Annotated in this window: 31 protein-coding genes and 1 riboswitch; of the genes, 17 read left to right on the top strand and 14 right to left on the bottom strand. The window is 48.1% G+C overall.

Annotation, left to right across the window (positions count from 1 at the left end):
- Positions 1–9: 9 nt before the first annotated feature.
- Positions 10–786: a M15 family metallopeptidase gene (locus B2Q61_RS06590; protein ID WP_290619456.1), complete on the bottom strand. Its 777-nt coding sequence runs from the start codon at positions 784–786 to the stop codon at positions 10–12.
- A 151-nt stretch (positions 787–937) separates the two neighbouring features.
- Positions 938–1,050: riboswitch (TPP riboswitch) on the top strand.
- A gap of 46 nt (positions 1,051–1,096) precedes the next feature.
- On the opposite strand from B2Q61_RS06590, the gene B2Q61_RS06595 reads away from it, so the two are divergent.
- The 4 genes from B2Q61_RS06595 to B2Q61_RS06610 are packed head-to-tail and all read left to right on the top strand — an operon-like array spanning position 1,097 to position 4,952.
- A complete protein-coding gene (locus B2Q61_RS06595) occupies positions 1,097–3,202 on the top strand; it encodes a TonB-dependent receptor (protein ID WP_290619454.1) in 2,106 nt (701 codons plus the stop codon).
- Positions 3,203–3,229: 27 nt separating this feature from the next.
- On the top strand, positions 3,230–3,478 hold the full coding sequence (locus B2Q61_RS06600) for a YkoF family thiamine/hydroxymethylpyrimidine-binding protein (protein WP_217670173.1): 249 nt from the start codon (positions 3,230–3,232) through the stop codon (positions 3,476–3,478).
- Complete coding sequence (gene pnuC / locus B2Q61_RS06605) at positions 3,475–4,104, top strand: nicotinamide riboside transporter PnuC (RefSeq protein ID WP_290619452.1); 630 nt, start codon at positions 3,475–3,477, stop codon at positions 4,102–4,104. Before B2Q61_RS06600 ends, pnuC begins: the two co-directional genes overlap by 4 nt.
- Entirely contained in the window at positions 4,053–4,952 is a 900-nt protein-coding gene (locus B2Q61_RS06610) for a phosphotransferase family protein (RefSeq protein WP_290619450.1), read from the top strand. The genes pnuC and B2Q61_RS06610 overlap by 52 nt, the downstream gene beginning before the upstream one ends.
- On the opposite strand, the gene B2Q61_RS06615 is transcribed toward B2Q61_RS06610, so the two are convergent.
- Positions 4,938–5,120: a helix-turn-helix domain-containing protein gene (locus tag B2Q61_RS06615; protein ID WP_290611752.1), complete on the bottom strand. Its 183-nt coding sequence runs from the start codon at positions 5,118–5,120 to the stop codon at positions 4,938–4,940. The two genes, B2Q61_RS06610 and B2Q61_RS06615, sit on opposite strands and share 15 nt — an antisense overlap.
- Before the next feature lie 326 nt (positions 5,121–5,446).
- Here B2Q61_RS06615 and B2Q61_RS06620 point away from each other — a divergent pair, with 326 nt between their 5' ends.
- The 6 genes from B2Q61_RS06620 to B2Q61_RS06645 are packed head-to-tail and all read left to right on the top strand — an operon-like array spanning position 5,447 to position 11,314.
- On the top strand, positions 5,447–8,242 hold the full coding sequence (locus B2Q61_RS06620) for a monovalent cation/H+ antiporter subunit A (RefSeq protein WP_290619448.1): 2,796 nt from the start codon (positions 5,447–5,449) through the stop codon (positions 8,240–8,242).
- Positions 8,242–8,595, top strand: a complete 354-nt coding sequence (locus tag B2Q61_RS06625; RefSeq protein WP_290619446.1) for a Na+/H+ antiporter subunit C — start codon at positions 8,242–8,244, stop codon at positions 8,593–8,595. Before B2Q61_RS06620 ends, B2Q61_RS06625 begins: the two co-directional genes overlap by 1 nt.
- The gene (locus tag B2Q61_RS06630; RefSeq protein ID WP_290619444.1) at positions 8,595–10,118 is read left to right on the top strand and encodes a monovalent cation/H+ antiporter subunit D; all 1,524 of its coding nucleotides are present in this window, start codon (positions 8,595–8,597) and stop codon (positions 10,116–10,118) included. The genes B2Q61_RS06625 and B2Q61_RS06630 overlap by 1 nt, the downstream gene beginning before the upstream one ends.
- On the top strand, positions 10,115–10,651 hold the full coding sequence (locus B2Q61_RS06635; protein WP_290619442.1) for a Na+/H+ antiporter subunit E: 537 nt from the start codon (positions 10,115–10,117) through the stop codon (positions 10,649–10,651). The genes B2Q61_RS06630 and B2Q61_RS06635 overlap by 4 nt, the downstream gene beginning before the upstream one ends.
- On the top strand, positions 10,645–10,914 hold the full coding sequence (locus B2Q61_RS06640) for a K+/H+ antiporter subunit F (RefSeq protein WP_290619440.1): 270 nt from the start codon (positions 10,645–10,647) through the stop codon (positions 10,912–10,914). The genes B2Q61_RS06635 and B2Q61_RS06640 overlap by 7 nt, the downstream gene beginning before the upstream one ends.
- Positions 10,915–10,924: 10 nt before the next feature.
- Entirely contained in the window at positions 10,925–11,314 is a 390-nt protein-coding gene (locus tag B2Q61_RS06645) for a Na+/H+ antiporter subunit G (protein ID WP_290619438.1), read from the top strand.
- 7 nt (positions 11,315–11,321) lie between these two features.
- Here the strand turns inward: B2Q61_RS06645 and B2Q61_RS06650 are convergent, their stop codons facing one another.
- The 11 genes from B2Q61_RS06650 to B2Q61_RS06700 are packed head-to-tail and all read right to left on the bottom strand — an operon-like array spanning position 11,322 to position 19,057.
- Positions 11,322–11,594, bottom strand: coding sequence for an HPr family phosphocarrier protein (locus B2Q61_RS06650; RefSeq protein WP_290619436.1), 273 nt, complete (start codon positions 11,592–11,594; stop codon positions 11,322–11,324).
- The gene (rapZ, locus tag B2Q61_RS06655) at positions 11,584–12,441 is read right to left on the bottom strand and encodes an RNase adapter RapZ (RefSeq protein WP_290619435.1); all 858 of its coding nucleotides are present in this window, start codon (positions 12,439–12,441) and stop codon (positions 11,584–11,586) included. Before rapZ ends, B2Q61_RS06650 begins: the two co-directional genes overlap by 11 nt.
- Positions 12,438–12,911 (bottom strand): PTS IIA-like nitrogen regulatory protein PtsN, encoded by a 474-nt coding sequence (gene ptsN / locus B2Q61_RS06660; protein WP_290619433.1) that lies wholly within the window; start codon positions 12,909–12,911, stop codon positions 12,438–12,440. Before ptsN ends, rapZ begins: the two co-directional genes overlap by 4 nt.
- Before the next feature lie 6 nt (positions 12,912–12,917).
- A complete protein-coding gene (gene hpf / locus B2Q61_RS06665) occupies positions 12,918–13,205 on the bottom strand; it encodes a ribosome hibernation promoting factor (protein WP_290619431.1) in 288 nt (95 codons plus the stop codon).
- 26 nt (positions 13,206–13,231) lie between these two features.
- Positions 13,232–14,728, bottom strand: coding sequence for an RNA polymerase factor sigma-54 (locus tag B2Q61_RS06670; RefSeq protein ID WP_290619429.1), 1,497 nt, complete (start codon positions 14,726–14,728; stop codon positions 13,232–13,234).
- A 46-nt stretch (positions 14,729–14,774) separates the two neighbouring features.
- On the bottom strand, positions 14,775–15,497 hold the full coding sequence (gene lptB, locus B2Q61_RS06675) for an LPS export ABC transporter ATP-binding protein (RefSeq protein WP_290619426.1): 723 nt from the start codon (positions 15,495–15,497) through the stop codon (positions 14,775–14,777).
- Positions 15,494–15,988 carry a lipopolysaccharide transport periplasmic protein LptA gene (gene lptA / locus B2Q61_RS06680; protein ID WP_290619424.1) on the bottom strand — a complete coding sequence of 165 codons (495 nt, stop codon included), beginning with the start codon at positions 15,986–15,988 and terminating at the stop codon, positions 15,494–15,496. The genes lptB and lptA overlap by 4 nt, the downstream gene beginning before the upstream one ends.
- Positions 15,975–16,532, bottom strand: a complete 558-nt coding sequence (lptC, locus tag B2Q61_RS06685) for an LPS export ABC transporter periplasmic protein LptC (RefSeq protein WP_290619422.1) — start codon at positions 16,530–16,532, stop codon at positions 15,975–15,977. Before lptC ends, lptA begins: the two co-directional genes overlap by 14 nt.
- The gene (gene kdsC, locus B2Q61_RS06690) at positions 16,529–17,083 is read right to left on the bottom strand and encodes a 3-deoxy-manno-octulosonate-8-phosphatase KdsC (protein WP_290619419.1); all 555 of its coding nucleotides are present in this window, start codon (positions 17,081–17,083) and stop codon (positions 16,529–16,531) included. Before kdsC ends, lptC begins: the two co-directional genes overlap by 4 nt.
- A 1-nt stretch (position 17,084) precedes the next feature.
- Positions 17,085–18,053, bottom strand: coding sequence for a KpsF/GutQ family sugar-phosphate isomerase (locus tag B2Q61_RS06695; protein WP_290619417.1), 969 nt, complete (start codon positions 18,051–18,053; stop codon positions 17,085–17,087).
- A gap of 26 nt (positions 18,054–18,079) precedes the next feature.
- The gene (locus B2Q61_RS06700) at positions 18,080–19,057 is read right to left on the bottom strand and encodes a calcium/sodium antiporter (RefSeq protein WP_290619416.1); all 978 of its coding nucleotides are present in this window, start codon (positions 19,055–19,057) and stop codon (positions 18,080–18,082) included.
- A 287-nt stretch (positions 19,058–19,344) separates the two neighbouring features.
- On the opposite strand from B2Q61_RS06700, the gene mlaF reads away from it, so the two are divergent.
- From mlaF to murA, 7 genes are read left to right on the top strand one after another with little or no spacing between them, the layout of a single operon-like run.
- A complete protein-coding gene (gene mlaF, locus B2Q61_RS06705; RefSeq protein ID WP_290619504.1) occupies positions 19,345–20,136 on the top strand; it encodes a phospholipid ABC transporter ATP-binding protein MlaF in 792 nt (263 codons plus the stop codon).
- Entirely contained in the window at positions 20,133–20,915 is a 783-nt protein-coding gene (gene mlaE / locus B2Q61_RS06710) for a lipid asymmetry maintenance ABC transporter permease subunit MlaE (RefSeq protein WP_290619414.1), read from the top strand. The genes mlaF and mlaE overlap by 4 nt, the downstream gene beginning before the upstream one ends.
- A gap of 1 nt (position 20,916) precedes the next feature.
- Positions 20,917–21,381, top strand: a complete 465-nt coding sequence (gene mlaD, locus B2Q61_RS06715; RefSeq protein WP_290619412.1) for an outer membrane lipid asymmetry maintenance protein MlaD — start codon at positions 20,917–20,919, stop codon at positions 21,379–21,381.
- 2 nt (positions 21,382–21,383) lie between these two features.
- Positions 21,384–22,058 (top strand): MlaC/ttg2D family ABC transporter substrate-binding protein, encoded by a 675-nt coding sequence (locus B2Q61_RS06720; RefSeq protein ID WP_290619410.1) that lies wholly within the window; start codon positions 21,384–21,386, stop codon positions 22,056–22,058.
- A gap of 4 nt (positions 22,059–22,062) precedes the next feature.
- Positions 22,063–22,356, top strand: coding sequence for an STAS domain-containing protein (locus B2Q61_RS06725; RefSeq protein WP_290619408.1), 294 nt, complete (start codon positions 22,063–22,065; stop codon positions 22,354–22,356).
- An 8-nt stretch (positions 22,357–22,364) separates the two neighbouring features.
- Complete coding sequence (locus tag B2Q61_RS06730) at positions 22,365–22,622, top strand: BolA family protein (RefSeq protein ID WP_290619407.1); 258 nt, start codon at positions 22,365–22,367, stop codon at positions 22,620–22,622.
- Between the two features lie 8 nt (positions 22,623–22,630).
- Entirely contained in the window at positions 22,631–23,890 is a 1,260-nt protein-coding gene (murA, locus tag B2Q61_RS06735) for a UDP-N-acetylglucosamine 1-carboxyvinyltransferase (protein WP_290619405.1), read from the top strand.
- A gap of 35 nt (positions 23,891–23,925) precedes the next feature.
- Here murA and B2Q61_RS06740 read toward each other — a convergent pair whose 3' ends face one another.
- Positions 23,926–25,011, bottom strand: coding sequence for a trypsin-like peptidase domain-containing protein (locus B2Q61_RS06740; RefSeq protein WP_290619403.1), 1,086 nt, complete (start codon positions 25,009–25,011; stop codon positions 23,926–23,928).
- Positions 25,012–25,022 lie beyond the last annotated feature (11 nt).

Here is a 25,022-nt window from a genome sequence, read left to right on the forward strand (position 1 = left end):
TGGGGCTGCTCAGCCGGTCAGTGGCTGCAGAAAACCACTGTGGCTGTAGCCATCCACCAAGCCATCACCCTGCAGATCTACCTGGCTCCAGTCACCGCTTTGGCCCAATACAAATACCTGCTGGCCGTTGACTAAGGTTGTTTTAATATCAAAGCTGGTACCGGGTCCGGCCCTTAACCGCAGGCCGTCCCGTGCGATAACCTGCGCTTTACTGGCTGATAAATTAGCCAAATTAATACTGGCAGCGTTACCAGTGGGGGCTTCTGCTGGTAGCGGTGGTCTGACAGGCAAGCCAGAGGGTAGTGGCGGGGCAGCAGGCAGGCCTTGCCAGTTACTTATTGCCTGTTGCATGTTTTCTGCCCAGTCGCTATCGCCGTTGGCCGGATAGTCACCACGTTGCAGCTGGGCGAGTTCAATACCTCGCATCTGCAAGTGGGGCAGTTCCCAGCTTAATGGCTTCAGCTCCTGTTTATCAGCCAGCTTATGCAACTGCTGCCACCATTTTTTACGTTCGCCGCTGTCGTCCCAACTCCATCTGCCATCGATATACAACACAAAGTCGGCCGCCACGCCGAACTGATGCATTGAACTCCAGGCATCGGCATTGGTTACTCTGGCGCCAGGCGCGCTACGACCTTGGCTGTAAAGCTGACGTTGACGCTGTGGTGAGCGAAAACCCTCGAATATCCTGAAGGGTAATTGAGCTTTTAACAGCTCTTGCAATAACAGCTCAACTTTATGCCGGAAAACCGGATGCAGGTGCGCCATACTGGTATCTCTGCTCATTGTTATGCTCCTGGCTGGATTGTTAATAGCACCCTTAACGTTTGCCCTGACTCACTACACAGGCGGGCATTGAGTATAGCTATAGTTTTACAAAAGTGAGGTGACACCGGCCCGACAGCTTGCTCCATCATTAGAAAAGCTTTACACTTGTCCCGCAACCAAGGGGTGCAACTGCGCAATAGCGCAAATGCTGAGATGCTTTCGGGCAAACCCTTAGAACCTGATCCGGATTATGCCGGCGGAGGGATGGTGCTAACTCCTCAAGCTGGTGTGATCTCTGTTTTTCTGATAAATGGAGCGTCATACGATAATGCGTTTTTCTCCGACTTTAGTTACTTCAGCAGTATTTGCGGCGTTAGCTGCTTCTGGCTGTGTTTATGCCGATAATTCCTCCGCTGTTACTGCTATTGAGCGCATTACCGTGCAAGGCGATTTACGCCAGCAACACGTCGGCCAGCTGGCCGGCAGCATCACGGTTGTGACTGAACAGGATTTGCAGCGCCAGTCGGTGCAGCATCTTGACCAGCTACTTAATCAGTTCGCTAATGTTAACTTCAGTGCTGGCGCCTCCCGCGGGCGGTTTATTCAGGTGCGTGGTATTGGCGAGCGCAGTGAATTTGTTGATACCATTAACCCCTCTGTTGGTATTCTGATTGATGGTATAGATTATTCAGGTCTTGGCATTAGTGGTATCAGCGATATTGCCCAGTTTGAGGTGTTCCGCGGCCCGGAAGCGACCCGCTTTGGTGCCAATGCGCTGGCCGGTATGCTGAACCTGACCACCCAGGGCCCTACAGAGACTGCCGAAGGTAAAGCCAGCCTGACCATCGCTAACTACGACAGCTATCAGCTGGCTGGTCAGTTCAGTGATGCGCTGAACTCAAAATGGGGTTATAGCCTGTCGCTGGAGCAGCAACAGTCGGATGGCTTTATTGAAAACCGCTTTCTTAACCGCGATGATACCAACGATATTAACGAGTTTACCGGTCGTTTTAAGCTGGCTTTTCAGGCAACTGCCGATCTTAAACTGCAACTGGTCAGCCATGTTGTTGATCAGGATAACGGTTACGATGCGTTTTCGCTGGACCGCGACCGGACAACCCTGTCGGACGAGCCCGGTCAGGACGAGCTGCGCAGTACGGCGCTGGCCCTGCAGGCTGATTACAGCGGCTTAACTTTTGCCAGATTACATGGCCAGCTTAGCTGGTTAGACGCTGATATGGACTATGGCTTTGATGAAGACTGGAGCTATGTCGGGCTGCACCCGGATGAATATTCAACCTCCGATCGTTATTTACGCGATCGCGAACAATTAACCCTGGATTACCGGCTGGTTTCTACCGATGCCGGTCGGCTTGGCGAAAGTGACTGGGTGCTCGGTGTGTATGCGGCCAGTAAAGAGTTTGCTTTAACCCGGCAGTTCTGGAACTGGGATTTATGGCAAGCCGACACCTTTGCCAGCGAGCTTAGTCGCAGTAATCTGGCGTTATACTCTGAACTTAATACACCGCTAAGTGAGCGGCTGAGCCTGGTATCGGGTCTGCGGCTGGAGCGCTATGAAGATGAATATGCTGACAGCAGTGCTAATTACATCACTAACAATGACACCATGTGGGGCGCCAAGCTGAGCCTGAACTATCAGGCAAGCCCGCAGGCGCTGATTTATCTGCTGGCATCACGTGGTTATAAAGCGGGTGGCGTAAATGGTGATGCGCTGGCCAAAGCCGCCGATGACAGCCTGAGCGAGTTGCTGACTAAAGCCAGCTTTGTGCCGGAAACCCTGTATAACGCCGAATTCGGGGTAAAAGGCACGGCATTGGATCAAAGCCTGGTAACCCGGGTTGCTGCATTTTATATGTGGCGCGAGGATATGCAGGTTAAAGGCTGGCTGAACCCGGACAGCGGTCCACAATTTGCCGGTTTTATTGATAACGCCGGCAGTGGCCGTAATTACGGTATTGAAATTGAAAACCGGCTGCAACTGCATCCGCAACTGGCACTGATGATAAACGCCAGCTGGTTGAAAACCAAATTGGGTAATTACGTGACTATTGATGGCGACGATTTCAGTGGCCGGGAGCAGGCGCAGGCACCACGATTTAGTTACAGTGTGGCTGCTGACTGGTATCTGAGTGATACCGTTACGTTTAATGTCGGACTACAGGGTAAAGACAGTTATTATTATTCTGATGGTCACAATGCCCGTTCCAGCCGCTACGAGTTGTTAAACCTGCGGTTAAGTTACCAGCTACAGCAGTGGCAACTGACAGTGTGGAGCCGCAATGCGCTAGATCAGGATGTCGGCATTCGGGGGTTTTATTTTGGCAACGACCCACGTGATGGCTATGAGCCCCATGTGTACGAGCAGTTTGCTGAACCACGCCGGGTAGGGCTTAGTGCCAGCTATCAATTTTAACTTTACGACGACATAACCGGAGTTGTGATGAAATTATCTGTAGAAATCAGTAAATACCCTTTGGCAGAGGACTATATCGGGCCCATTAAAGGTTTTATCGAGCAGCTTAATCAATACCCGGATATAAGGGTAATCACCAATACCATGAGCACCCAGCTGTTTGGCGATTATGATCAGGTGATGCAGGCCCTGCAAGACTGTATCAAGGCGTCTTTCGCCCAGTACGGTAAGGTGGTATTTGTTTGTAAATTTATTCATGGTGATCTGCAGCCATGATGCACTGGCTTAGTAATGCATTGGATCAATGGCAGTTGATGCATAGCCTGGAGCTGCTGGCAACCTTACTGGCACTGGCCTACGTGATACTGGCCTTACGTCAGAGTCTCTGGTGCTGGCCGGCGGCATTATTAAGCACCATTTTATTTACCCACATTATGTGGGATTCTGCTTTATTATCAGACGCCTTGTTGCAATTGTATTATGCGGCAATGGCCCTGTATGGCTGGTGGCGCTGGCAACAGCTGAAACAGCAGCACAAAGGACAGAATACGGTATCAGAATGGCCCTGGCGCCGGCACATGCAGTTAATTCTGATAACGGCGCTTGCTGGTGTGCTGCTGGGCTATGTGATGGCAAACTTCACCCGCGCTGATTTTGCTTATCTTGATGCTCAAACCACCGTGTTCAGTGTCATGGCAACCTGGCTGGTCGCACGTAAACTAGTCTCGAACTGGCTATACTGGGTGGTGATTGATGCGGTATCCATTTACGTTTATGCACAAAAACATCTGTATTTTCTGACCCTGTTGTTTATGCTGTATACCATTATTGCATTAGCGGGATATTTTATATGGCGGGCGAATTATCAGCAGCAACCGCAACTGGCGACGTCGGCCAGATAACCGCATTATGCCGGCATCTGGAATTTTTTGCAGCACATCCGGCACTTGCCGTTACCCCGCTTTCTAATGGCGAGCTAAATCTTAATTACCGGGTAGAAACCAGCCGAGGCGTGTACGCCGTGCGACGTTACCCGCCAAGCAGCAGCGGAGTTTGCCGCCAGCAAGAGCTGCGTTGTCAGCATGCGGCTGCAGTGGCCGGTATTGCCCCGGCGCCACTTTGCTTGAATAACCATTTACAGGTGTTGATCAGCGAGTTTATTCAGGGCGGTGCTTGCTTTGCGGTTACCGAGCGAACGATTCCGATACTGGCATGCACCCTGGTAAAACTGCATCAGCTTGGTGCCCGAACTGCAGTGTTGCACCCGGTAAACTATCTGCAGCAGTTAGCAAAGCAGACCGGACAGGCATTTGTCAGCGCCGACGCGCGATTATTTGCCCGATTACTGGCAACAGCAGAATATTATCAGACCTTGCCAATTGATACTGTGCTGTGTCATCTGGATTTGCATGGCGGCAATATGTTGTGGACAGATCAGAAATTATGGTTGCTGGATTTTGAGTACGCACAGTCGGCTGATAGCTGTCTGGATTTAGCCGCCGTCTCGCTGAATTTTCAGTTGTCTGCTGAATCAGAGCAACAGTTGCTCTCGGCATACCGGAAACAACGTGCTCATGGCGCTGGAACAGAAACTGAATTTTCGGCCAAACTGGCGCTGGCAAAAATCATTTTTAGCGGATTTTGCTGGTTATGGTATCTGAGCCTGCAACAAAAACTGACTTCGGGCCAGCAGCAGGCTCAATATTGGCAGCAGCAGCTTGCTGAGCAACTGGCGCTACAAACCTCCTAAGCGTTCGGCCAATACTTTATAGCGCTTTACATCGTCCTCGTTAAATAATGGCTTGCCACTGTCGTCTTGTTCAGTGGCTACCAGCAGATTTTCTCTGGCTAACCGTTCTACCCGAATATCCGGGATCCCAAGGAACTCAGCAACCTGTTGTACCGACATGAGTGACATAGCTTTATCCTGATCAATGGTTAAGATACTAGTAATACCTTATTCATGGGCTTTTTTGAATTAAAAAAGCATAATTTTAAAAAAAAACTCAGCTGGATTTTCTCAGGCGGCTACACCGACTTTAATAGACATTCCGGCTACTTATCGGTATAAATATTGGTTAAATCCAATTACGTTTTGATTCGTCGCAGGCTGCTACCCCTAAAGTGATTCTGTGTTATTGCGGCTCTGTTCAGAATAACGTCAGACAGCCCCTGTGGCCTGCAGAGCACAATTCTGTAGATTAGTTTGAAATTTCGCCATTTTGTAAAGGAAGCAACGACGCTATGACATTGTTATGGATACTTTTACTTCCCCTGCTGGGTACGCTGGTGCCGGTATTAACGGCCAGCTGGCGGCGAAGTGCCTGTGCCACGGCGACGGCCATTCCTCCAGCGATAGCATTAATGCTGCTGTTCTACCACGGCAGTGCCATTTTTGCTGGCGAAAGTTTACGCTACACTCTGGGCTGGATACCACTGCTGGGGCTGGATGTCAGCCTCCGGCTGGATGGGCTGGCATTTCTGTTCAGTCTGTTAATTCTGGGTATTGGCTTACTGATCATCTTGTATGCGCGCTATTATCTGTCTGAACAAGATTCTATGCCGCGTTTCTACGCTTATCTGATGCTGTTCATGACCGCAATGATGGGCATTGTATTATCTAATAACGTATTGCAGCTCTGGTTGTTCTGGGAACTGACCAGTATCAGCTCTTTCCTGTTGATCAGTTATTGGTGGCATAAATCTGAAGCGCGGCGCGGCGCCCGAATGGCTCTGACGGTAACCGGGGCCGGGGGCTTGTGTTTACTGGCTGCCTTATTGTTGCTTGGCCAAATTACCGGCAGTTACGATTTGGATGTTATTCTGGCCAGTGGTGCTGTTATTCAGCAACATGGCTGGTATCCGTTGGTTTTAGTGTTGTTTTTGCTGGGTTGCTTTACCAAATCAGCACAATTTCCGTTCCATTTCTGGTTACCCAATGCGATGGCCGCGCCAACCCCGGTAAGTGCTTACTTACACTCAGCTACTATGGTCAAAGCCGGTATTTTTTTGCTGGCGCGGTTTTACCCGGCAATGGCCGGTACGGAATTATGGTTTTTACTGGTTAGTATTACCGGTTTAACCACGTTGCTGGTCGGTGCCTATCTGGCACTATTTAAACATGACTTAAAAGGCTTGCTGGCCTATTCCACTATCAGCCATTTAGGATTAATTACCTTGTTGTTCGGCATGGGTACCGACTTAGCCGCTGTTGCCGGGGTATTTCATATTATTAATCATGCGACGTTTAAAGCGTCGCTGTTTATGGCTGCCGGCATTATTGACCATGAGTCAGGCTCGCGTGATATGCGCAAATTAAACGGCCTGTGGCACTTTATGCCGATAACCGCTACGCTCGCCATGGTCGCGGCGGCGGCAATGGCAGGAGTACCCTTGCTCAACGGGTTTTTATCCAAAGAAATGTTTTTTGTCGAAACTCTGCAACAGCACCTGCTGGGTTCGTTGTCGTGGATTATTCCGGTACTGGCGACCGTAGCGGGTGTGTTTTCGGTGGCGTATTCAACCCGCTTTATCCATGATGTGTTTTTTAACGGTAAGCCAAAAGGCTTAACCAAAACCCCTCATGAGCCGCCCCGTTATATGCGAATGCCGGTTGAAGTATTAGTGGTGCTTTGTATTCTGGTTGGCATAGCACCGGGGTACATTGTCGGTGATTTGCTTCATGCCGCATCCTCTGCAGTGCTGGGCGGGCCCGTCCCCGAGTACAGTCTGGCTATCTGGCATGGTTTTAATGTTGCCTTGCTGATGAGTGTAGTAGCGCTGGCGGGCGGTGCGCTGATATACATTAACCGTAAACACTTATTTGATTTTCAGAATACGCTGCCAGGCTTAGATGCCATCAATACTTTTGAGCTGGCGATGAAAACGCTGGCAAAACGTTGCCAGCAAATATATGGCTGGCTGGACAATGGTTCATTGCAGCGTTATCTGGTGTTTTTATTAATCGCTGTTGTGGTGTTGGCAGGGCTGCCGCTGCTGGAGCTGGACACCCTGTTTGGTGGCCGCCCTGAACTACCGGTCGATGCCGTAAATGCAACCGGCGCGGCAATGTTGCTAATTACTGCCTTTGCGACTGTGGTATTTCACCGACAAAGGGTAGTGGCGTTACTGATGATTTCTGTGGTGGGGTTAATGGTATCAATTGCCTTTACCCGCTTTTCAGCTCCCGATTTGGCACTGACCCAGCTATCAGTGGAAGTGGTTACCATTATTCTGTTAATGCTGGCTTTATTTTTCTTACCCCATAAAACACCGAAACAATCCAGCCCGACCCGGGTGATCCGGGACATCAGTCTGGCCAGTATGGTAGGGGTGGTTATAGGCAGTATCAGTTACGCCATTATGACCCGACCCTTTAATACGATTTCTGATTATTTCCTGACCAATGCCAAAACCGGCGGTGGCGGAACTAACGTGGTTAACGTTATTCTGGTCGATTTCCGGGGTTTTGATACCTTTGGTGAGATAGCTGTGTTGGGTATCGCTTCGCTGGGTATTTTTAAGTTGCTGACCCGGATCCCGGTATTTAAGCCCAGCAGCGATGGCGAAGGCAGACCATGGGCTCTGGAGCGTCATCCGGTATTACTGGCTACAGTATCCCAGAGTTTATTACCTCTGGCGTTAATGGTGTCAGTATTTATTTTCTTCCGGGGCCATAACTTACCCGGGGGGGGCTTTATTGCCGGTCTGATTACCGCGGTGGCGTTAATTCTGCAATATATCGCGCATGGTGTGGAATGGGTAAAAAGCAGAATGAATATTGAGTATCAGCGGGTGGTCGCGGTAGGACTGATGATCGCCCTCTTCACCGGTGCAGCGAGCTGGCTGTTCAATAAACCATTTTTGACGTCATGGTTCGATTATTTTGATATTCCATTGCTGGGTAAAATTGAACTGGCGAGTGCTATTGCGTTTGATGCCGGAGTATATGTGACGGTGGTGGGCTCCACCCTGCTAATTCTGGCCAGTCTGGGTAAGATGACCACCAGTCATCGTCCTGTTCATACGGAGACCATTTAATGGAAAGCTTACTTGCAGGTTGTATTGGCTTCCTGACTGCCTGTGGCGTATTTTTGTTACTGCGTGGCCGCACCTTCCCAGTGGTTGTCGGCCTGACCATGCTGGCCTATGCCGTTAACTTATTTCTGTTTTCATCAGGCCGGTTAACCTTGCAGGGCGCAGCTGTGTTAGGCACAACAGACAACTATGCGGACCCCTTGCCGCAAGCCCTGGTACTCACCGCTATTGTAATTGGCTTTGCGATGACCGCTTATCTGGTGATCCTGGCAATACGGGCCCGGGCCGATTTAGGTAACGATCATGTTGATGGCAAATTGCCGGGCAATGAAAGTAGCCGCAAGGAGAGCCGTTAATGTCGCATCTGATCATTGCGCCAATTCTGTTGCCGGTCTTTACCGCACTGCTGATTATGCTGCCCCCAATTCATTATTCGCCAATGCGTCGGCGCTGGGTCAGTATGATTTCTACAGTTATCCTGCTGATCCTAACCGTGTGTCTGTTAGTCCAGACCCAAAACACTGGGGTATCGTTTTATGCCTTAGGTGCCTGGCAGCCTCCGTTTGGTATTATCCTGGTCGCTGATATTTTCAGTGTCAGTATGGTGTGTTTAACCGCGGTGCTGGCGTTGGGTGCTATTTGTTATGGTAGTGCCGGCGAAGATGAGAGGGGCTCTTTTTTCCACCCTTTATTTCAGTTTCAGCTGATGGGGATTAATGGTGCCTTTTTAACCGGCGACTTGTTTAACCTGTTCGTATTTTTTGAAGTGTTGCTTATCGCTTCCTATGGTCTGCTGGTGCATGCCGGCGGTAAAAATAAAACCAAAGCTGCCGTTCACTATGTAGTGTTGAACCTGACAGGCTCGGCGGTATTTCTGTTCTCGCTGGGTATTTTGTATGGCACTCTTGGTACCCTAAATATCGCCGATATGGCAGTACAGGTCGCAAAACTACCACCTGAGAACGTGATGCTGGTGAAGTCTGGTGGTTTGTTATTGTTAATCGTGTTTGCATTAAAAGCGGCGATTTTGCCCTTACAGTTCTGGTTACCGGCAACCTATTCTGCTGCGTCGCCGCCGGTCGCCGCACTTTTTGCGGTAATGACCAAAATAGGCACTTACGCTTTACTGCGGGTGTATACCACTATCTTTGGTGAGCAGGCCGGGCCGCTGGCCGGTATGGCTTCCGATTGGCTATGGCCATTGGGTCTGGCCACTATAATGCTAGGCGCGATTGGCGTATTAGCCAGCCAGGATTTCAGAAAACTGGTGGCTAATCTGGTGATTATATCGGTTGGTACTTTGGTTACTCTGGTGTCGCTGCAAAGCATCGCAGCCACTTCAGCGATTTTATTTTATACCGTCCACTCAACCCTGGTGTGCGGCGCGTTATTTTTGCTGGCTGACGTGATTGGCGCCCAGCGAGGTAAAGCAGGTGACAGGTTAGTGCCGGGACGGCGCATGGCCCAGCCTGTATTGCTGGGGACAATGTTTATTATTGCCGCTATTGCGGTAGCTGGCTTACCGCCGCTGTCAGGCTTTGTTGGTAAACTGATGATCTTGCAAGCAGCAAGCTCGCCGTTGCAACAGATATTTCTCTGGTCAGTGATCTTACTCAGTAGTCTGATGGTGTTAATCGGCTTATCCCGCGCTGGCAGTATTTTGTTCTGGCGGGTCAGTGGCAATGAAGCCGGACCGGAGCGGGTATTACCTTTACAGACGTTTGCATTGGTCTGGTTGCTACTGGCCGCACCGTTGATGGTGGTATTTGCAGGTCCGCTTACTGAGCTAACGTTTGCGGCGGCCGAGCAGTTAAGAGATATTCAGCGTAGTATCGCTATTATACTGGGTGATACAGCGACATTCGGAGGTACACCATGAGAGTTACGCCTCGTTATAGCTGGTTACCCACACCTTATCGCAGTCTTTTGCTACTGCTGGTGTGGCTATTATTAAACCAGAGTGTTGAATTAATTCATTTGTTTTTTGGTACCATCCTGGCGCTGATTATTCCCTGGATTAGTGGTAAATTTCGTGATCCTCAGCCGTTGATTGAGCGGCCATTACTGGCATTGCGTTATATTTTGCTGGTATTTGGCGACATCGTCACAGCCAATGCCCAGGTCGCCATCCTGATCCTGGGTCCGCAAAGCCGGCTAAATCCGGCATTTGTGAGAGTGCCACTGGATTTGCAGCACGATTTGCCTATTACCATTCTGGCAAGCACCGTTTCCATGACGCCGGGGACCGTTAGCGCCGACGTGTATCCGTGCCATGATACTCAGCCTGGTGACGCTGAGATTACGCAGCGCTGGTTATTAATTCATGTGTTAAATTTAGAGGACGAAGCGGATTTAATCGCGACGATTAAGAGCCGTTATGAAGCACCGCTAAAGGAGATATTTCAATGTTAGAACAGGTTATATTTCTGGTGTTTGGCATGATTAGCCTGGCGTTATTGCTCAATCTCTGGCGTTTGCTGATAGGCCCGAGTATCCCAGACCGTATTCTGGCGCTCGATACCATGTTTATAAACAGTATCGCATTGATTATCCTATATGGCCTGTTAATGGGCTCGCCGCTATATTTTGAAGCTGCCTTGCTTATCGCCATGTTAGGCTTTGTCAGCACAGTAGCAGTATGTAAATTTCTGCTGCGCGGCGATATTATCGAATAGGAGCGACATTATGCAAAACTGGATGGAATGGGCCGTTGCTTTTTTCTTGTTGTTAGGTGGATGTTTTGTGTTAATTGGCTCGATAGGTTTAAGCCGGATGCCTGACTTTTTTATGCGGTTACACGGTCCGACTAAAGCCACGACCCTTGGCATGGGTGGTATTTTACTGGGCTCAATTTTCTATTTTAGTTTGCTGCAAAGCGTCAGTGTACATGAATTGCTGATTACTATTTTCCTGCTGATAACCGCACCGATAAGTGCCCATATGTTGATCAAAACCGCATTGCATCATCAGTTAAGAGCAATCGAACGCACAGGCGGTGAGCGCGAGTTAAAAAAGGGGCAACAGGAAGGTAGCCCGGATACGAAGAAAGCCCTGGCAGGAGATGACAAGCCTTAAAGAGGTTTTACTCGCCAAAGCCTTGTTCTATAAGTGAAACTACGGCGCTCAATGCCGCTTCAGCATCAGTGCCCTCCGCGGTTACCTGCAAGGTTTTGCCTTTACTACTGGCCAGCATAAGTAAGGCTAATACACTGCAGGCATCAGCGGTTTTATCTTGATAAACTAATTCAATATGAGCCTGAAACTGCTGGCACAGCTGTGCAAGTTTAGTCGCTGCCCTGGCATGTAAACCCAGTTGATTTACGATAGTGACGTTGCGGCTAAGCTTAGTGGCCATGGTGACGAACCAGCTCTCTGTGCCGGATTTGCACGTCTTCCCGTTGGCTGCGATAGCTCTCAGCCAGACTCTCTGCGATGTAAACGGAACGGTGCTGACCACCGGTACACCCTATTGCAATGGTTAGATAACTGCGGTTGTTGCGTTCCAGATGCGGTAGCCAACTGCTGATAAAACTATTGATGTGCCAGGTATATTTAGCAACCACCGCCTGAGATGCCAGATAATTTTTAACCGGTTGATCGAGGCCGGTTAATGGCTTTAACTCAGGCTCCCAATGGGGATTGGGTAAAAAACGAGCATCAAAAACAAAATCAGCATCTTTAGGGATGCCATATTTAAAGCCGAATGATTCAAACAACATGACCAGACGGCCGGTTTTTTGGCCCAGGATCCGTTCTCGCAATTGTTCTGCAAGCTGATGAACATTCAGTTCGGTGGTATCAATATATAAATCTGCTCGGCTGGAAATAGGGTCTAACAGCTGCTGTTCACGAGAAATTGCTTCGTCCAGAGACATTGCCTGATGCGACAGCGGATGCAATCGACGGGTTTCACTGAAACGTTTTATTAAGCTGGCGTGATCAGCATCAAGATACAATATTGTCAGATCAAGTTTTCGGGGCAGGTACGATAAGATATCTGCAAGTTCGTCAGGGTCTTGGGGTAAATTGCGCACATCAATGCTAACTGCCACCCGCTCATACTGGCCCATTACCGTAGTAGCAAGGGTCGGTAACAGGTTTACCGGAATATTATCGACGCAGTAGTAGCCAAGATCTTCCAATACCCTTAACGCCACTGATTTGCCTGAGCCCGAACGACCGCTGACGACCAATAGTTTCATGATGTACCCATCACCTCACTGGCGTCGATGATCAACTGATATAACTGCTCGTCCGATTCTGCATGGCGGATTTTGCGGGTGAGTTCTTTCTGACTTAGCAAGCGGGCAATACCGGCGAGGGTAGTTAAATGCGCCTGACACTGTTCTTCAGGAATCAAAATAGCGCAAAAGATATCTACCGCCTGATTATCAATGGCATCAAAGGCAATGGTATCTTTGGTTACCACAAATACCAAAATAGGCTGGGTAACCGTTTTAAGCTTGCCATGCGGAATAGCAATACCTCCGCCGATACCGGTAGAGCCGAGCTTTTCCCGGGTCATTAATGCTTCAAGAATAGTGTACTCGCTTATGTCAGGTAAGCGCTGATGCGCTAACTCTGCAATATATTCGAGAACTCGTTTTTTGCTGTTAAAAAGAACTGCACTCTTGGTGCAGTTCTCGGCTAGCATAGCGCTTAAGTTGATCATATGAGTTTAGTGTCGGGCTATTTTTTCTTTATGTTTAATAACTTGCCTATCGAGTTTATCAATTAACTGGTCGATGGCCGCGTACATATTTTCATCTTCCGAGGCAGCAAAAACTTCACCGCCGGTCAAATGCAGTTTGGCTTCCGCTATTTGTTTCAATTTTTCCACGTTTAGGATGACATGTACATTGTTAATATGGTCAAAGTGACGTTCCAGCTTGGCGAATTTATTGTCTACGTATTCTTTTAATGCAGTGGTAATTTCTACATGACGACCCGTTAAGTTGATTTGCATAGACGTTTTCCTTCTGTTTTGCTGACCTAAACCAAGGTCTTGCGTTGATTCGATGGCGGAATAAACAGGGCCTCACGATACTTGGCAATGGTTCGCCGCGCTACATTAATGCCTTGATCTGACAATATATCTGCCATCTTGCTGTCACTTAGTGGCTTGGCTGGGTTTTCAGCCGCCACCAGCTTTTTAATAAATGCCCGAATCGCTGTGGAGGAGCATTCACCACCACTTTCTGTACTAACATGACTGGAAAAAAAGAATTTAAGTTCAAATATTCCCCGGGGAGTATGCATAAATTTCTGGGTCGTAACTCGGGATATCGTCGACTCGTGCATACCTACCATCTCGGCCACGTCATTTAATACCATGGGTTTCATCGCTTCTTCGCCGTGCTCAAAAAAGGCTTGTTGCTGCTGCACAATACAGTTTGCAACCTTTAATAAGGTGTCATTACGGCTTTCAAGGCTTTTCAGAAACCACTTTGCCTCCTGTAGGTGAGACCTGATGAACTGAGTGTCAGCAGTATTTTTAGCGGTACGCGACAACGCCGCATATTGCTGATTTATCCTGACTTTTGGCATTGCATCCGGGTTTAATTCCACTTGCCAGCGGCCCTTCACTTTCATTACCGAGACGTCAGGAATCACGTATTGTTGTTCCTGCCGAATCACGTCTGCCCCTGGTCGGGGGTTTAAACTGAGAATGAGCCGCATCACTTCTTTTAGCTCATCTTCTTTCAGTCTAGTCACCCGCATCAAAGAACGAAAGTCGCGGTTCGCTAAATAATCAGTATGTTCTTTAATGACATGTTGTGCTTGCGGTAAAAACGGCGTGTTGGGGTCAAATTGACGCAGTTGCACCAGCAGACATTCGGCAATAGTGCGGGCACCGACCCCAACAGGGTCAAACAATTGGATCCGCTTAATCACGGCTTCGACTTCATCTTCTTCGACATCAGGCAGACCCAATGACTCCAGAATTTCGGCCACATCTATGGTCAGCAATCCGGTTTCATCGATGCCTTCAATAATAATTTCGGCGATGGCTAAATCAGTTTCTGAGAATGGCGTTAACTGCATTTGCCAGCGCAGGTAATCTTGCAGGGTTTCACTGGTTTCACCCTGAAAAACCATATCTTCATCAGGGGGCGACCCTGCACTGACTGGCGCGGCACTAATCAAATCATCCCAGTTATTATCCAGCGGCAGATCGTCTTGCAGACCTTGTTCGGCAATTGATTCACTGCTGTCACGTTCGGCAATTTCTGTCAGATTTTCCTGGGCAGTGTCGTTACTTTCCTCTGATGCCGAGCGAGTATCGTTATCATTAACATCACTACTATCCGGATCTGCAGAAAAGCTCTCAAACTCATCTTCACTTTCCAGCAACGGATTTGCATCCAGAGCTTCCTGTATTTCCTGCTGCAGCTCAATGGTTGATAATTGCAGTAAGCGGATAGCTTGCTGCAATTGCGGTGTCATTGTAAGTTGCTGACCTAGCCGAAGTTGCAAAGAGGGTTTCATTTACGTCTATTTCTCTCCTGAAGCAGGCGTTTGTTATTTTTCTTAACTATAGCCTGAATTGCTCGCCCAGGTATACATCACGAACCTGCTGATTCACTAATACTTCCTGTGGGGGGCCGGCGGCAATCAGTTCACCATGACTGACGATATAGGCCATTTCACAAACATCAAGGGTTTCCCTGACATTGTGGTCGGTAATTAATACTCCGATGCCTCGTTGCCCCAGATGCTGAATAATTTTTTTGATGTCCAGCACTGAAATCGGATCGACACCGGCAAAGGGTTCATCCAGCAGAATAAACGCCGGATTTGCAGCAAGTGCTCTGGCAATTTCCACCCGGCGTCGTTCGCCTCCGGACAAGCTCATCCCCAGACTGTTTTTAATATGGCCGATATGAAACTCTTCCAGTAAGTCATCTGCCAGCTCTTCGCGCTTAGCGTTGCTGAGATCATTACGGGTTTGTAATATCGCTAATAAATTGTCATAAACTGTCAACTTTCGGAAAATAGAACTTTCCTGAGGTAAATAACCAATACCAGCTCTTGCCCTGGCATGAATAGGATCGAACGTAATATCCTGATTATTTAGAATAATTTTACCTTTGTCCGACGGGACCAGGCCCACAATCATATAAAAGGTAGTGGTTTTGCCGGCGCCGTTTGGTCCAAGCAAGCCGACAATCTGACCAGCACTGACTTCAAGGCTGACATCTTTGACCACCTGTCTGCCTTTATAACTTTTAGCCAGATGCGCTGCCACTAACTTCATGGATTTTCCTTGGTTTGAGGAGTGAAAATCGTTGTTACCCGTTTTTTCTGCTCACCACTTTCGGCGCTGATTTGTTGCGTTTCAATATTGTATCGAATGACGGCGGCTTGCACCTCGCTGCCACTCTGGCTTAGCTGGGCGTTACCGCTTAACGTCAGTGTGCGGCTGGCAAGGTCATACCGGATCTCAGCTGCGGTGGCAGTTACCGGTATTTCACCTTCCAATAGCTGGCTGTATTGCACTGGTGTACCTGTGGTAATAAATACTTCATTGCCTTTTCCTGCACTGGCATTAATTTCTAACCGGTCAGCTTTAATATGCAAGCTGCCCTGGCGCACTTCGACATTTTGGGTATAAACGGATACATAGTCTTTGATTGATGTTTCGTTATTGTCAGAAGTAATAGCAATTGGTTGGCTGTAATCTGCGTCAACGGCAAAGCAGTTTGCACTAAGCAGTGCAGTGAGGAAAAAGAGATTAATTCTGTTCATTGGCGTATACCGTCTCCAAATGCTTAACAATCCGCAGATTTTGCTGAGCTAAATCTGCCTGTAAGCCTATACCATTAATATAAAAACCTTTACCAATAATCTTCACCGGCGCCGAGGTTTGCAACATTTTACTTGGCAAAAGCAGTTCGAGATTATCAGTATCAATGCGATCGATCAGCTCGCTGCCACTGACATTAACAATTCGAACCTGCTGCTCCAGAATAATTTTATCGTCTGGCAACCATATTCCAAACTGGCTGGTGACTTTCCATGCTGGCTGATGCTCAGCATCAAACAGAGTATATTCAGGCTTTTCGAACTGGGTGAAACCTAAACGTTCAAAAAACTCTAAGCGTTCAGCCTTAATGTGATCTGCCACATAACCCTGGCCGTCATAAAGGGTTCGGGTGACCTGTTCGGCAATATAATCAGGCAACAGTTCACGGTCTGCATCATTTAGATTAAGTTGCTCAGTTTGGTTAAACCTGATGTAAGTTGCTGTCAGCACCAGTATAAACACCAACATAAACAGCGTTTTTTTCATGAGCTGCTGCCATCGAACTGTTGAAACTTATGCTGGCTTATCAACAGTAAATCGGCCAGCTCACGTACTGCGCCGAAACCACCAGGCAATGATGTCAGGTAATCAGCGTGCAGTCGCAGATAGGGATGGGCATCTTTAACTGCCACTGATAAGCCACAGTGTTGCATCACCTGCCAGTCTGATAAATCGTCGCCGATGTAGCCAATCTGCTCTGTGCTTAGCGCCAGTTGCTGCTGTAAACTGGCAAAGGCGGCCAGTTTATTTTCCTGGCCCTGATAAATATAAGGGACTGTTAGTGAACGCATTCGTTGTTCAACAATGGCTGATGTACGGCCGGTAATGATGGCTACCTCAATACCAGCGTGGCGCAACGCTTTTATCCCAAAGCCATCCCGGGTATGAAAAGCTTTCAATTCTTCACCGTTATTGCCAAGATAAATCCGGCCATCAGAAAATACGCCGTCCACATCACAAATCAATAATTTAATGGCGGCGGCACGGCGCAGAATCTCGTCACTGACAGGCTGATAAAGGGTGGCAAAAAGCGACATGCTACAGTACTCCTGCTCGCAGCAAATCGTGCATATTCATGGCACCCACCGGAGTGCGGTTCTGGTCAATGATCAGCAAGCCGTTAATTTTTTTCTGTTGCATAATCTTCAACGCTTCGCCAGCAAGCATGTCAGCATTGGCGGTAGTGCAGGGCGTGGTCATTACCTGTTCAATTGCGGTGCTGTGGATATCCAGTTTAAGGTCTAGGATCCGTCGTAAGTCGCCATCAGTAAAAATACCGGCCAGACTCTGATCATCATTAACGACCGCTGTCATACCGAGACCCTTTTCTGAGATTTCCAGTAATGCTTCTTTGATGGTAGCGTGTCGCCTCACTATCGGCACTTGGCTGTCTTTATGCATTACATCGCTCAGCCTGAGCAATAATTTACGGCCAAGACTGCCACCAGGATGGGACAGGGCAAAGTCGTCGGCAGAAAAGCCCCGGGCATCCAGCAGGGCAACAGCCAGGGCATCTCCCATCGCCAACGTTGCCGTAGTGCTTGCCGTCGGTGCCAATCCAAGCGGACAGGCTTCCTGTTCTACCCTTACACACAAATGAACATCTGATAATTTTGCCAAAGTAGAGGCCGGGTTACCTGACATGCTGATTAGGGTAATACCCAATCGTTTAATTACGGGCAGTATGGTTAAAATTTCTGCAGTTTCACCCGAGTTGGAAATAGCCAGCACAATATCACCTGCGGTCAGCATGCCTAAGTCACCATGGCTGGCTTCAGCAGGATGTACAAAAAACGCCGGTGTACCGGTTGAGGCTAAGGTGGCCGATATCTTATTGGCGATGTGGCCGGATTTGCCCATACCCATCACAATAACTTTGCCCTTACTGTGAAATAATAGCTGGCAGGCTTGTTCAAAATCGGCGTTGATATATTGCGCAAGCTGACGTACGGCTTCTGCTTCAATCTGCAGTACTTCCAGTGCCCGGTTACAAAACGTGCTGATCATAGTAATTGCCATAAATAAGAAAACGATTATGCCGTTTGTGAGAATAACAGATATTGATAACCAACGAATGCTGCCAGCAGTATAGCACCCTCTATCCGGTTAATCCGTTGCATCCGAGTCAGGCGTACTGACATCAGCAACATCAATACCGTGGCACCGATCATCACATAACTGTCCCGCCCACCGGCATTAGGATCAATCATATCTGGCCCTATAACAGCGCCTAATCCCAAAACAGCCAGAATATTAAAGATATTAGAGCCAATAATATTACCCAGTGCTAAATCATCCTCACCTTTTAAAATACCAATAATACTGGCTGCTAATTCAGGCAGGCTGGTGCCAATAGCGATGATTGTTAAACCAATCACCAAATCACTCAGGCCGGCATAGCGGGCGATAGTCACAGCACCATGTACCAGCAGTTGCGAGCTGGCTAGCAAAAGTATCAGACCTGCTGCTGCCCATACAATGGCTTTAACAGTGGAAATATGAACGGTAGGGACATCGGCATTAATCTCTGCAATCAGCGGATCATCAGGGGTAGCATGTTTACCCCAGTACACTAATAATGCCAGAAAACTAAAAAATGCTACCAGTAATACGATCCCCTCAATCCGGGTTAGCAGGTGGTCCGACAGCAGATAGTAACCGAACAGGGTACAAACTAATAACAACGGGAATTCACGGCGTAAGGTCAGTGAAGATACCGCAATGGGTTTTAGCAGTGCTGCAGCGCCAATAACCAGTAAAATATTGGTGATATTAGAACCAACAGCATTGCCTACTGACGTGTCCAGCTTGCCTTGCCAGGCAGCGGTTGCCGACACCAGCATTTCAGGGGCCGAAGAACCCATAGCTACAATGGTAAGGCCAATAACCATAGGAGAAATACCACTATTGCGGGCTATTGACGAAGCACCATACACAAAGCGATCAGCACTCCATATCAATAACACAAGGCCGACAATGACAAAAAAAATAGCGACGAGTAAAGGAGACACGCAGCAGTCCTGTAATTTATTGGTTAAGTTAACTGTATTTTCCGTGTTATTGTCGGTAATTGCAAAAAAAACCTGTCACTTCAGCTCTCTTCGATTTTTTCGCACACTTTGTTACGATTTTTTGTAACGACATTGAACTGCAATACCTTTACAATACTACAACCTAAGGGATTTCTGGTATTCGATTGCAAACATACATGCTTGTATGTATATTGGCAAATTTAGTACCAGGCCGGTAAAACTGCTTTCGCGGTTGTTTTCAGTTGGAGTCCAATTTGTCCGATATTATGGTTGATATCCAGCACTTAAGCTTTTCCCGCGGTCAGCACCTGATATACGATGATATGAGTATGCAGGTTCGTCGTGGTAAAGTTACGGCCATTATGGGGCCGAGCGGCATTGGTAAAACGACGCTGCTTAAACTTATTGGCGGCCAGTTAAAGCCTGACAGCGGCCATATTTTGTTTGATGGCCAGGATATTCCGGCGTTGTCACGAGCTGATTTATATCAGGCGCGTAAAAAAATGAGCATGCTGTTTCAGAGCGGTGCCTTATTTACCGAAATGTCAGTATTTGACAACGTAGCGTTTCCAATCCGTGAACACACCAGACTGCCCGAATCGTTAATCCGGCTTATCGTATTAATGAAACTTGAGTCTGTTGGCTTACGCGGTGCCCGCGATCTGAAGCCCGCAGAGTTGTCAGGTGGTATGGCGAGACGGGCGGCGCTGGCAAGGGCCATCGCGCTTGATCCGGAATTAATCATGTATGATGAACCTTTTGCCGGCCAGGATCCTATTTCAATGGGCGTGATTGTCCGGCTGATTAAAGAATTGAATAACGCGCTGGGTTTGACGTCAATCGTGGTTTCGCATGATGTTACGGAAGTAATGAGTATTGCCGATTACGTTTATGTGGTTGCAGAAAAGAAAGTAATTGGCCATGGCACTCCCGAGCAGCTTCGTCAGGATAAATCAGAACTGGTACAGCAGTTTTTGAAGGGGGAGGCGGACGGCGCAGTTCCCTTTCATTACCGGGCGCAAGCCTACGAAGATGAATTGATGGAGTCTGCCAGGTGATAACAGACAAACTACAAACGCTTGGACGAGACACCATTAACAACATAGCGGGCTTTGGCCGCTCAGGTTTAATGTTATTCGGCGCTCTGGTTGGCAAACCCGACTTTCGAAAAGGTTTTCCGCTGCTCATCAGGCAGCTATATGTCATTGGTGTGTTATCGCTGTTGATCATTGTGGTATCAGGCTTGTTTATCGGCATGGTACTTGCCCTGCAGGGCTACACGGTGCTGGTAAAGTTTGGTGCTGAAGGGATGCTTGGGCCTCTGGTGGCATTAAGCTTGTTACGGGAACTTGGTCCGGTAGTGACCGCGTTACTATTTGCTGGCCGTGCCGGCAGTGCATTAACGGCAGAAATTGGTCTGATGAAAGCAACAGAACAATTGTCTGGCATGGAAATGATGGCAGTTGACCCGTTACGGCGAATTATAGCGCCACGTTTCTGGGCCGGCGTTATCAGCATGCCACTGTTGGCACTGGTATTTAACGCGGTAGGTATCCTCGGCGGTCATTTGATCGGGGTGGACTGGCTGGGCGTAGATGGCGGAAGCTACTGGTCAACGATGCAAGCTAATGTTGATTTATATCAGGATGTACTGAATGGCGTCATCAAAAGTTTTGTTTTTGCTATTATCGTTGTCTGGATAGCATTACATAAAGGCTTTGATGCAGTGCCCACATCAGAGGGAATTAGCCGGGCGACAACTCAGACCGTAGTGACAGCTTCACTAACGGTTCTGGGCTTTGACTTTATATTAACTGCATTAATGTTTGGTGGATAAAATGACCACACGGAAAATTGAAATTTTAGTTGGCGCTTTTATTGTTGTAGCTGTGGCTGCATTTCTTATGCTGGCATTGAAAGTGGCTAATGCCGGGGTGACCGGTTCAGGCGAGAGTTATGTGCTGTATGCTAAATTCGAGAATATCGGAGGTTTAAAGGTTCGCTCTCCGATTAAAGTGGGTGGTGTGGTAGTGGGCCGGGTGGCCTCTATTGAATTGGACACCGTTTACTATACTCCGGTGGTTAAAATGGAGATTAACGAGCAATACAGTAATTTTCCTGAAACCAGTTCGGTTGCCATCTTAACATCGGGTTTGTTAGGCGAGCAGTACCTTGGTTTACAGCCGGGCTTTATCGATGAAACCGTCCAAATTCTGGCAGATGGTGATTCTATTCAGGATACGCGTTCAGCTATTGTGCTGGAAGAGCTTATCGGCCAGTTCTTATTTAACCGGGGAAATTAATTGTGAAATATTTATCGGGCAGCGCATTATTACTGGTTATGTTAACAGCGACTCCGTTTACGGCATACAGTAACGAGCCGGTAGCAAGATCAGCAACGCAACAAGTAGAGCAATACACGGACCCTTTTGAAATGATGGAGGTGGTTGCTGACAAAACGTTCCAGCGCATAGCCAAAGACCAAGAGCTGATTGCTAAGGACAAAGAGCATTTACGGGTTATCGTTAATGAAGAACTGGTGCCTTATATTGATGGTCGGTATGCTGCCTTAACAGTAATTGGCCGCACCGTAAATTTGCGGGAATTGCCACGGGAGGAGTTTGATGCGTTTGTGGTGGCATTTGAAGATTATATGGTTGCCTCTTACGCCGGTGCATTAACCTACTACCGGGATCAGAAAGTCATTATTCAGCCGGCACGTCCGCCTGAAAATCAAAGTATCATGACGATTAAAACCCGGGTCATTGACCCTGGTAAACCGGATATCACCATCGATTTTAAATTACGTCGTAATCGTGGTTCTGAACACTGGTTGGTTTATGACATGGTAGCTGAGGGTATATCATTGCTAGACAGCAAGCGGGCTGAACTGAGCAACCTGATCCGGCAGCAAGGTGTTGCCCGGGTCACTGAACTGTTGCTGGAAAAAGCCAAAGAACCGATTAAAGTGCCGGAGTAACGCCGTGTCACTGACTATTGACAGCAATGATAATATTTTACGGTTTGGTGGTGAGCTGAATCGTGACACATTAATGTTATATTCACCTTTTAAATTGTTAAATACCCTCAGCGGCAAGGTAATCTTTGATTTTTCCGCCCTAAGCAATGTAGACTCAGCGGGATTGGCATGGCTAATTCAGCAGCTCGGCAAAGCACGTAAGCAGAAGCTAGAGGTTGAATTTGTCAAAGTTCCCGCGCAACTGCTTGCTTTAGCAAAGGTTAGTGCAGTAACGTCCTTGTTACCGATAACAGATTAAGGTGTCGTGTGGAGATTAAACAAATTGAACAGCTGTTAAAAGAGCAATTGCAGCTGGCCGAAGTATATGTTCGCGCCGAAGGGTCGCATTATGCGGTAACGGCAGTAGGCAATTGTTTTGCGGATGTCAGCCGGGTTAAGCAGCAGCAAATGATTTACGCTCCCCTGATGAGTGCAATTGCAGACGGCAGTATTCATGCTGTTAGCATTAAGGCCTTTACGCCGGAACAATGGCGCAGAGAAAAACTTTTAAACCCACCTGTGTAAGACATAATATGCAACAATTCCGTGTTACTGCCAGTGGTCCTTTGCAAGGTGAGGTAATTATCTCAGGTGCAAAGAATGCCGCGTTACCCATTTTATTCGCCAGTATCCTGTCTGAAAAGCCAAGCACGATAACCAATGTGCCAAAACTGAAAGACATTGAAACCACTTATCAATTGCTGCAGCTGTTCGGGGCGAAACTGACCGTCAACACTAACAGTGTGACTGTTGATGCCGGCCAGATTAATAATCAGTATGCGCCGTACGAGTTAGTGAAAACTATGCGGGCCTCTATATTAGCGCTAGGCCCCTTGTTGAGTCGCTTTGGCCAGGCTGAAGTATCTTTACCCGGAGGCTGTGCCATCGGTGCCCGCCCGGTGAATCTGCATATTGATGGCCTGCGTAAGATGGGGGCTGAAATCCAGGTTGAAAATGGCTATATCAAGGCTCGCGCCAGCAGGTTGAAAGGCGCGCATATTATTATGGAGATGGTCAGCGTTACCGGCACTGAAAATCTGTTGATGGCAGCGGTGCTTGCTGATGGTACGACCACGATTGAGAACGCAGCACGCGAGCCTGAAGTGGTTGATTTAGCCGCATATCTGATTACTATGGGGGCAAAAATCACTGGTGCCGGTACCGATACTATTCGCATTGAAGGGGTTAGCGCGTTACAAGGTGGCGAGCACCGGGTACTGCCTGATCGAATTGAAACCGGTACTTTTCTGGTGGCGGCTGCGGTTACCGGTGGCGATGTTACTTGTGTCAGCGCTGATGCGAAAGAGTTAGAAGTAGTTTTGGAAAAGCTGCGAGAAGCAGGAGCCGAAATTACTACCGGTCACAACTGGATCCGTCTTAATATGACGGGCCGAAAGCTAACCTCTGTTGACGTAAAAACAGTGCCTCATCCTGGTTTTCCTACGGATATGCAAGCTCAGTTTACCGTGCTTAATGTGGTTGCAGAAGGGGTAGGCGTGGTTACAGAAACCATCTTCGAAAACCGCTTTATGCATGTACCTGAACTGCAACGAATGGGTGCTAAAATCCGGCTGGAAGGCAATACGGCGGTGTGCCAGCATAGCCCAAAACTGATGGCAGCTCAGGTAATGGCAACCGATTTACGGGCATCTGCGAGTTTGGTGATAGCCGGTCTGGTTGCTGAGGGCGAGACTCTGGTAGAACGCATTTATCATATCGATCGTGGTTACGAACGAATTGAGGATAAACTGCAGGGTTTGGGTGCAAAAATTGAGCGGATTGACGTAGCTTAGTCTGGCGTTAATAACTAATCCGAGATAGTAGCCGCTTAACCGCGGCGTAGTTCCCGCACTACTGTCGGTATTTCCAGGATCTGACCGTTGCGATTAATGGTCAGCACTAATTCAGTATTCGGCGCTGTTTCAGCGATCAGATTCAATGCCTGGCGAGTGTCTGAAAATTGCTCGCCGGCAATTTTCAGAATAACATCGCCAATTTGTAAATCTGCTTCATCAGCCGGTCCGCCAGGACTTATCGCGGTGAGTGCCAGGCCGTACATTTTCTGGCCGGTAGAAACTAATTTGTCACCGGCGGCATTGACGACAGGATCACCAGATACCCCTAGATGGCTGCGGGTAACCCGGCCATGTTTAATCAGCTTATGCATAATATTTTGTGCAAGTTGATAAGGCACAGCAAAAAATATGCCTTGGATCTCCTGATTTTGTAGTTGAAAAGCAGCCGCATTAATACCAACTAAAGTGCCATTAGTATTAACCAGCGCGCCACCAGAATTCCCTTTGTTTATCGCTGCGTCCATTCGCATAAAGTCGATATACCCACGGGAACTAAGGCCTGTGTTACCATTGGCACTGATAATTCCCTGAGTAATCGTCTGACCGAGGTTAAGCGGGTTACCAATCGCCAGCACGACATCGCCAACCTGTGAGTCGAGTTCAATATCCTGAGGTATTACTGGCAAATTATCTGCCTGAACATATAAAACCGCCAGATCCGAGATAACATCCTGACCAATTAACACCGCCTCGAGCCAGCGACCATCCTGTAATGCCACTTCAATATGATCGGCACCGGAAACCACATGGTGATTTGTTAGAATATAACCTTTGGCGCTCATGATAACCCCGGAGCCCAGCTCCTGACGTTCAATTGAACGCGGTTGAAATCCCCGCGGATCGATAACTCTGCTGCGGGTATAAACATTGACAACAGCCGGTGCTGCTTTTCTTACAGCGCTGGCATAGGATACCGGGGCGGGTTCAGTTTGTTCATTATGACTTTGCCAGCTTGGCAGACTAATTCCGGTGAACTGAGGAAAAAATAACAGAATAACCAGCGCCAGAGCCAGGCCATAAACAACACTTTTGAGGATAAATAAAAAGATATTTCGCACAGCTGTCTGGT

It is taken from the genome of Arsukibacterium sp. UBA5043 (assembly GCA_002415085.1).
GTDB lineage: Bacteria > Pseudomonadota > Gammaproteobacteria > Enterobacterales > Alteromonadaceae > Alishewanella.

Excerpts from the sequence above, each read along its gene's own strand:
- B2Q61_RS06590 (WP_290619456.1), bottom strand. The coding sequence starts at position 786 with ATGAGCAGAGATACCAGTATGGCGCACCTGCATCCGGTTTTCCGGCAT.
- B2Q61_RS06595 (WP_290619454.1), top strand. The coding sequence starts at position 1,097 with ATGCGTTTTTCTCCGACTTTAGTTACTTCAGCAGTATTTGCGGCGTTA.
- B2Q61_RS06600 (WP_217670173.1), top strand. The coding sequence starts at position 3,230 with ATGAAATTATCTGTAGAAATCAGTAAATACCCTTTGGCAGAGGACTAT.
- pnuC (WP_290619452.1), top strand. The coding sequence starts at position 3,475 with ATGATGCACTGGCTTAGTAATGCATTGGATCAATGGCAGTTGATGCAT.
- B2Q61_RS06610 (WP_290619450.1), top strand. The coding sequence starts at position 4,053 with ATGGCGGGCGAATTATCAGCAGCAACCGCAACTGGCGACGTCGGCCAG.
- B2Q61_RS06615 (WP_290611752.1), bottom strand. The coding sequence starts at position 5,120 with ATGTCACTCATGTCGGTACAACAGGTTGCTGAGTTCCTTGGGATCCCG.
- B2Q61_RS06620 (WP_290619448.1), top strand. The coding sequence starts at position 5,447 with ATGACATTGTTATGGATACTTTTACTTCCCCTGCTGGGTACGCTGGTG.
- B2Q61_RS06625 (WP_290619446.1), top strand. The coding sequence starts at position 8,242 with ATGGAAAGCTTACTTGCAGGTTGTATTGGCTTCCTGACTGCCTGTGGC.
- B2Q61_RS06630 (WP_290619444.1), top strand. The coding sequence starts at position 8,595 with ATGTCGCATCTGATCATTGCGCCAATTCTGTTGCCGGTCTTTACCGCA.
- B2Q61_RS06635 (WP_290619442.1), top strand. The coding sequence starts at position 10,115 with ATGAGAGTTACGCCTCGTTATAGCTGGTTACCCACACCTTATCGCAGT.
- B2Q61_RS06640 (WP_290619440.1), top strand. The coding sequence starts at position 10,645 with ATGTTAGAACAGGTTATATTTCTGGTGTTTGGCATGATTAGCCTGGCG.
- B2Q61_RS06645 (WP_290619438.1), top strand. The coding sequence starts at position 10,925 with ATGCAAAACTGGATGGAATGGGCCGTTGCTTTTTTCTTGTTGTTAGGT.
- B2Q61_RS06650 (WP_290619436.1), bottom strand. The coding sequence starts at position 11,594 with ATGGCCACTAAGCTTAGCCGCAACGTCACTATCGTAAATCAACTGGGT.
- rapZ (WP_290619435.1), bottom strand. The coding sequence starts at position 12,441 with ATGAAACTATTGGTCGTCAGCGGTCGTTCGGGCTCAGGCAAATCAGTG.
- ptsN (WP_290619433.1), bottom strand. The coding sequence starts at position 12,911 with ATGATCAACTTAAGCGCTATGCTAGCCGAGAACTGCACCAAGAGTGCA.
- hpf (WP_290619431.1), bottom strand. The coding sequence starts at position 13,205 with ATGCAAATCAACTTAACGGGTCGTCATGTAGAAATTACCACTGCATTA.
- B2Q61_RS06670 (WP_290619429.1), bottom strand. The coding sequence starts at position 14,728 with ATGAAACCCTCTTTGCAACTTCGGCTAGGTCAGCAACTTACAATGACA.
- lptB (WP_290619426.1), bottom strand. The coding sequence starts at position 15,497 with ATGAAGTTAGTGGCAGCGCATCTGGCTAAAAGTTATAAAGGCAGACAG.
- lptA (WP_290619424.1), bottom strand. The coding sequence starts at position 15,988 with ATGAACAGAATTAATCTCTTTTTCCTCACTGCACTGCTTAGTGCAAAC.
- lptC (WP_290619422.1), bottom strand. The coding sequence starts at position 16,532 with ATGAAAAAAACGCTGTTTATGTTGGTGTTTATACTGGTGCTGACAGCA.
- kdsC (WP_290619419.1), bottom strand. The coding sequence starts at position 17,083 with ATGTCGCTTTTTGCCACCCTTTATCAGCCTGTCAGTGACGAGATTCTG.
- B2Q61_RS06695 (WP_290619417.1), bottom strand. The coding sequence starts at position 18,053 with ATGATCAGCACGTTTTGTAACCGGGCACTGGAAGTACTGCAGATTGAA.
- mlaF (WP_290619504.1), top strand. The coding sequence starts at position 19,345 with ATGGTTGATATCCAGCACTTAAGCTTTTCCCGCGGTCAGCACCTGATA.
- mlaD (WP_290619412.1), top strand. The coding sequence starts at position 20,917 with ATGACCACACGGAAAATTGAAATTTTAGTTGGCGCTTTTATTGTTGTA.
- murA (WP_290619405.1), top strand. The coding sequence starts at position 22,631 with ATGCAACAATTCCGTGTTACTGCCAGTGGTCCTTTGCAAGGTGAGGTA.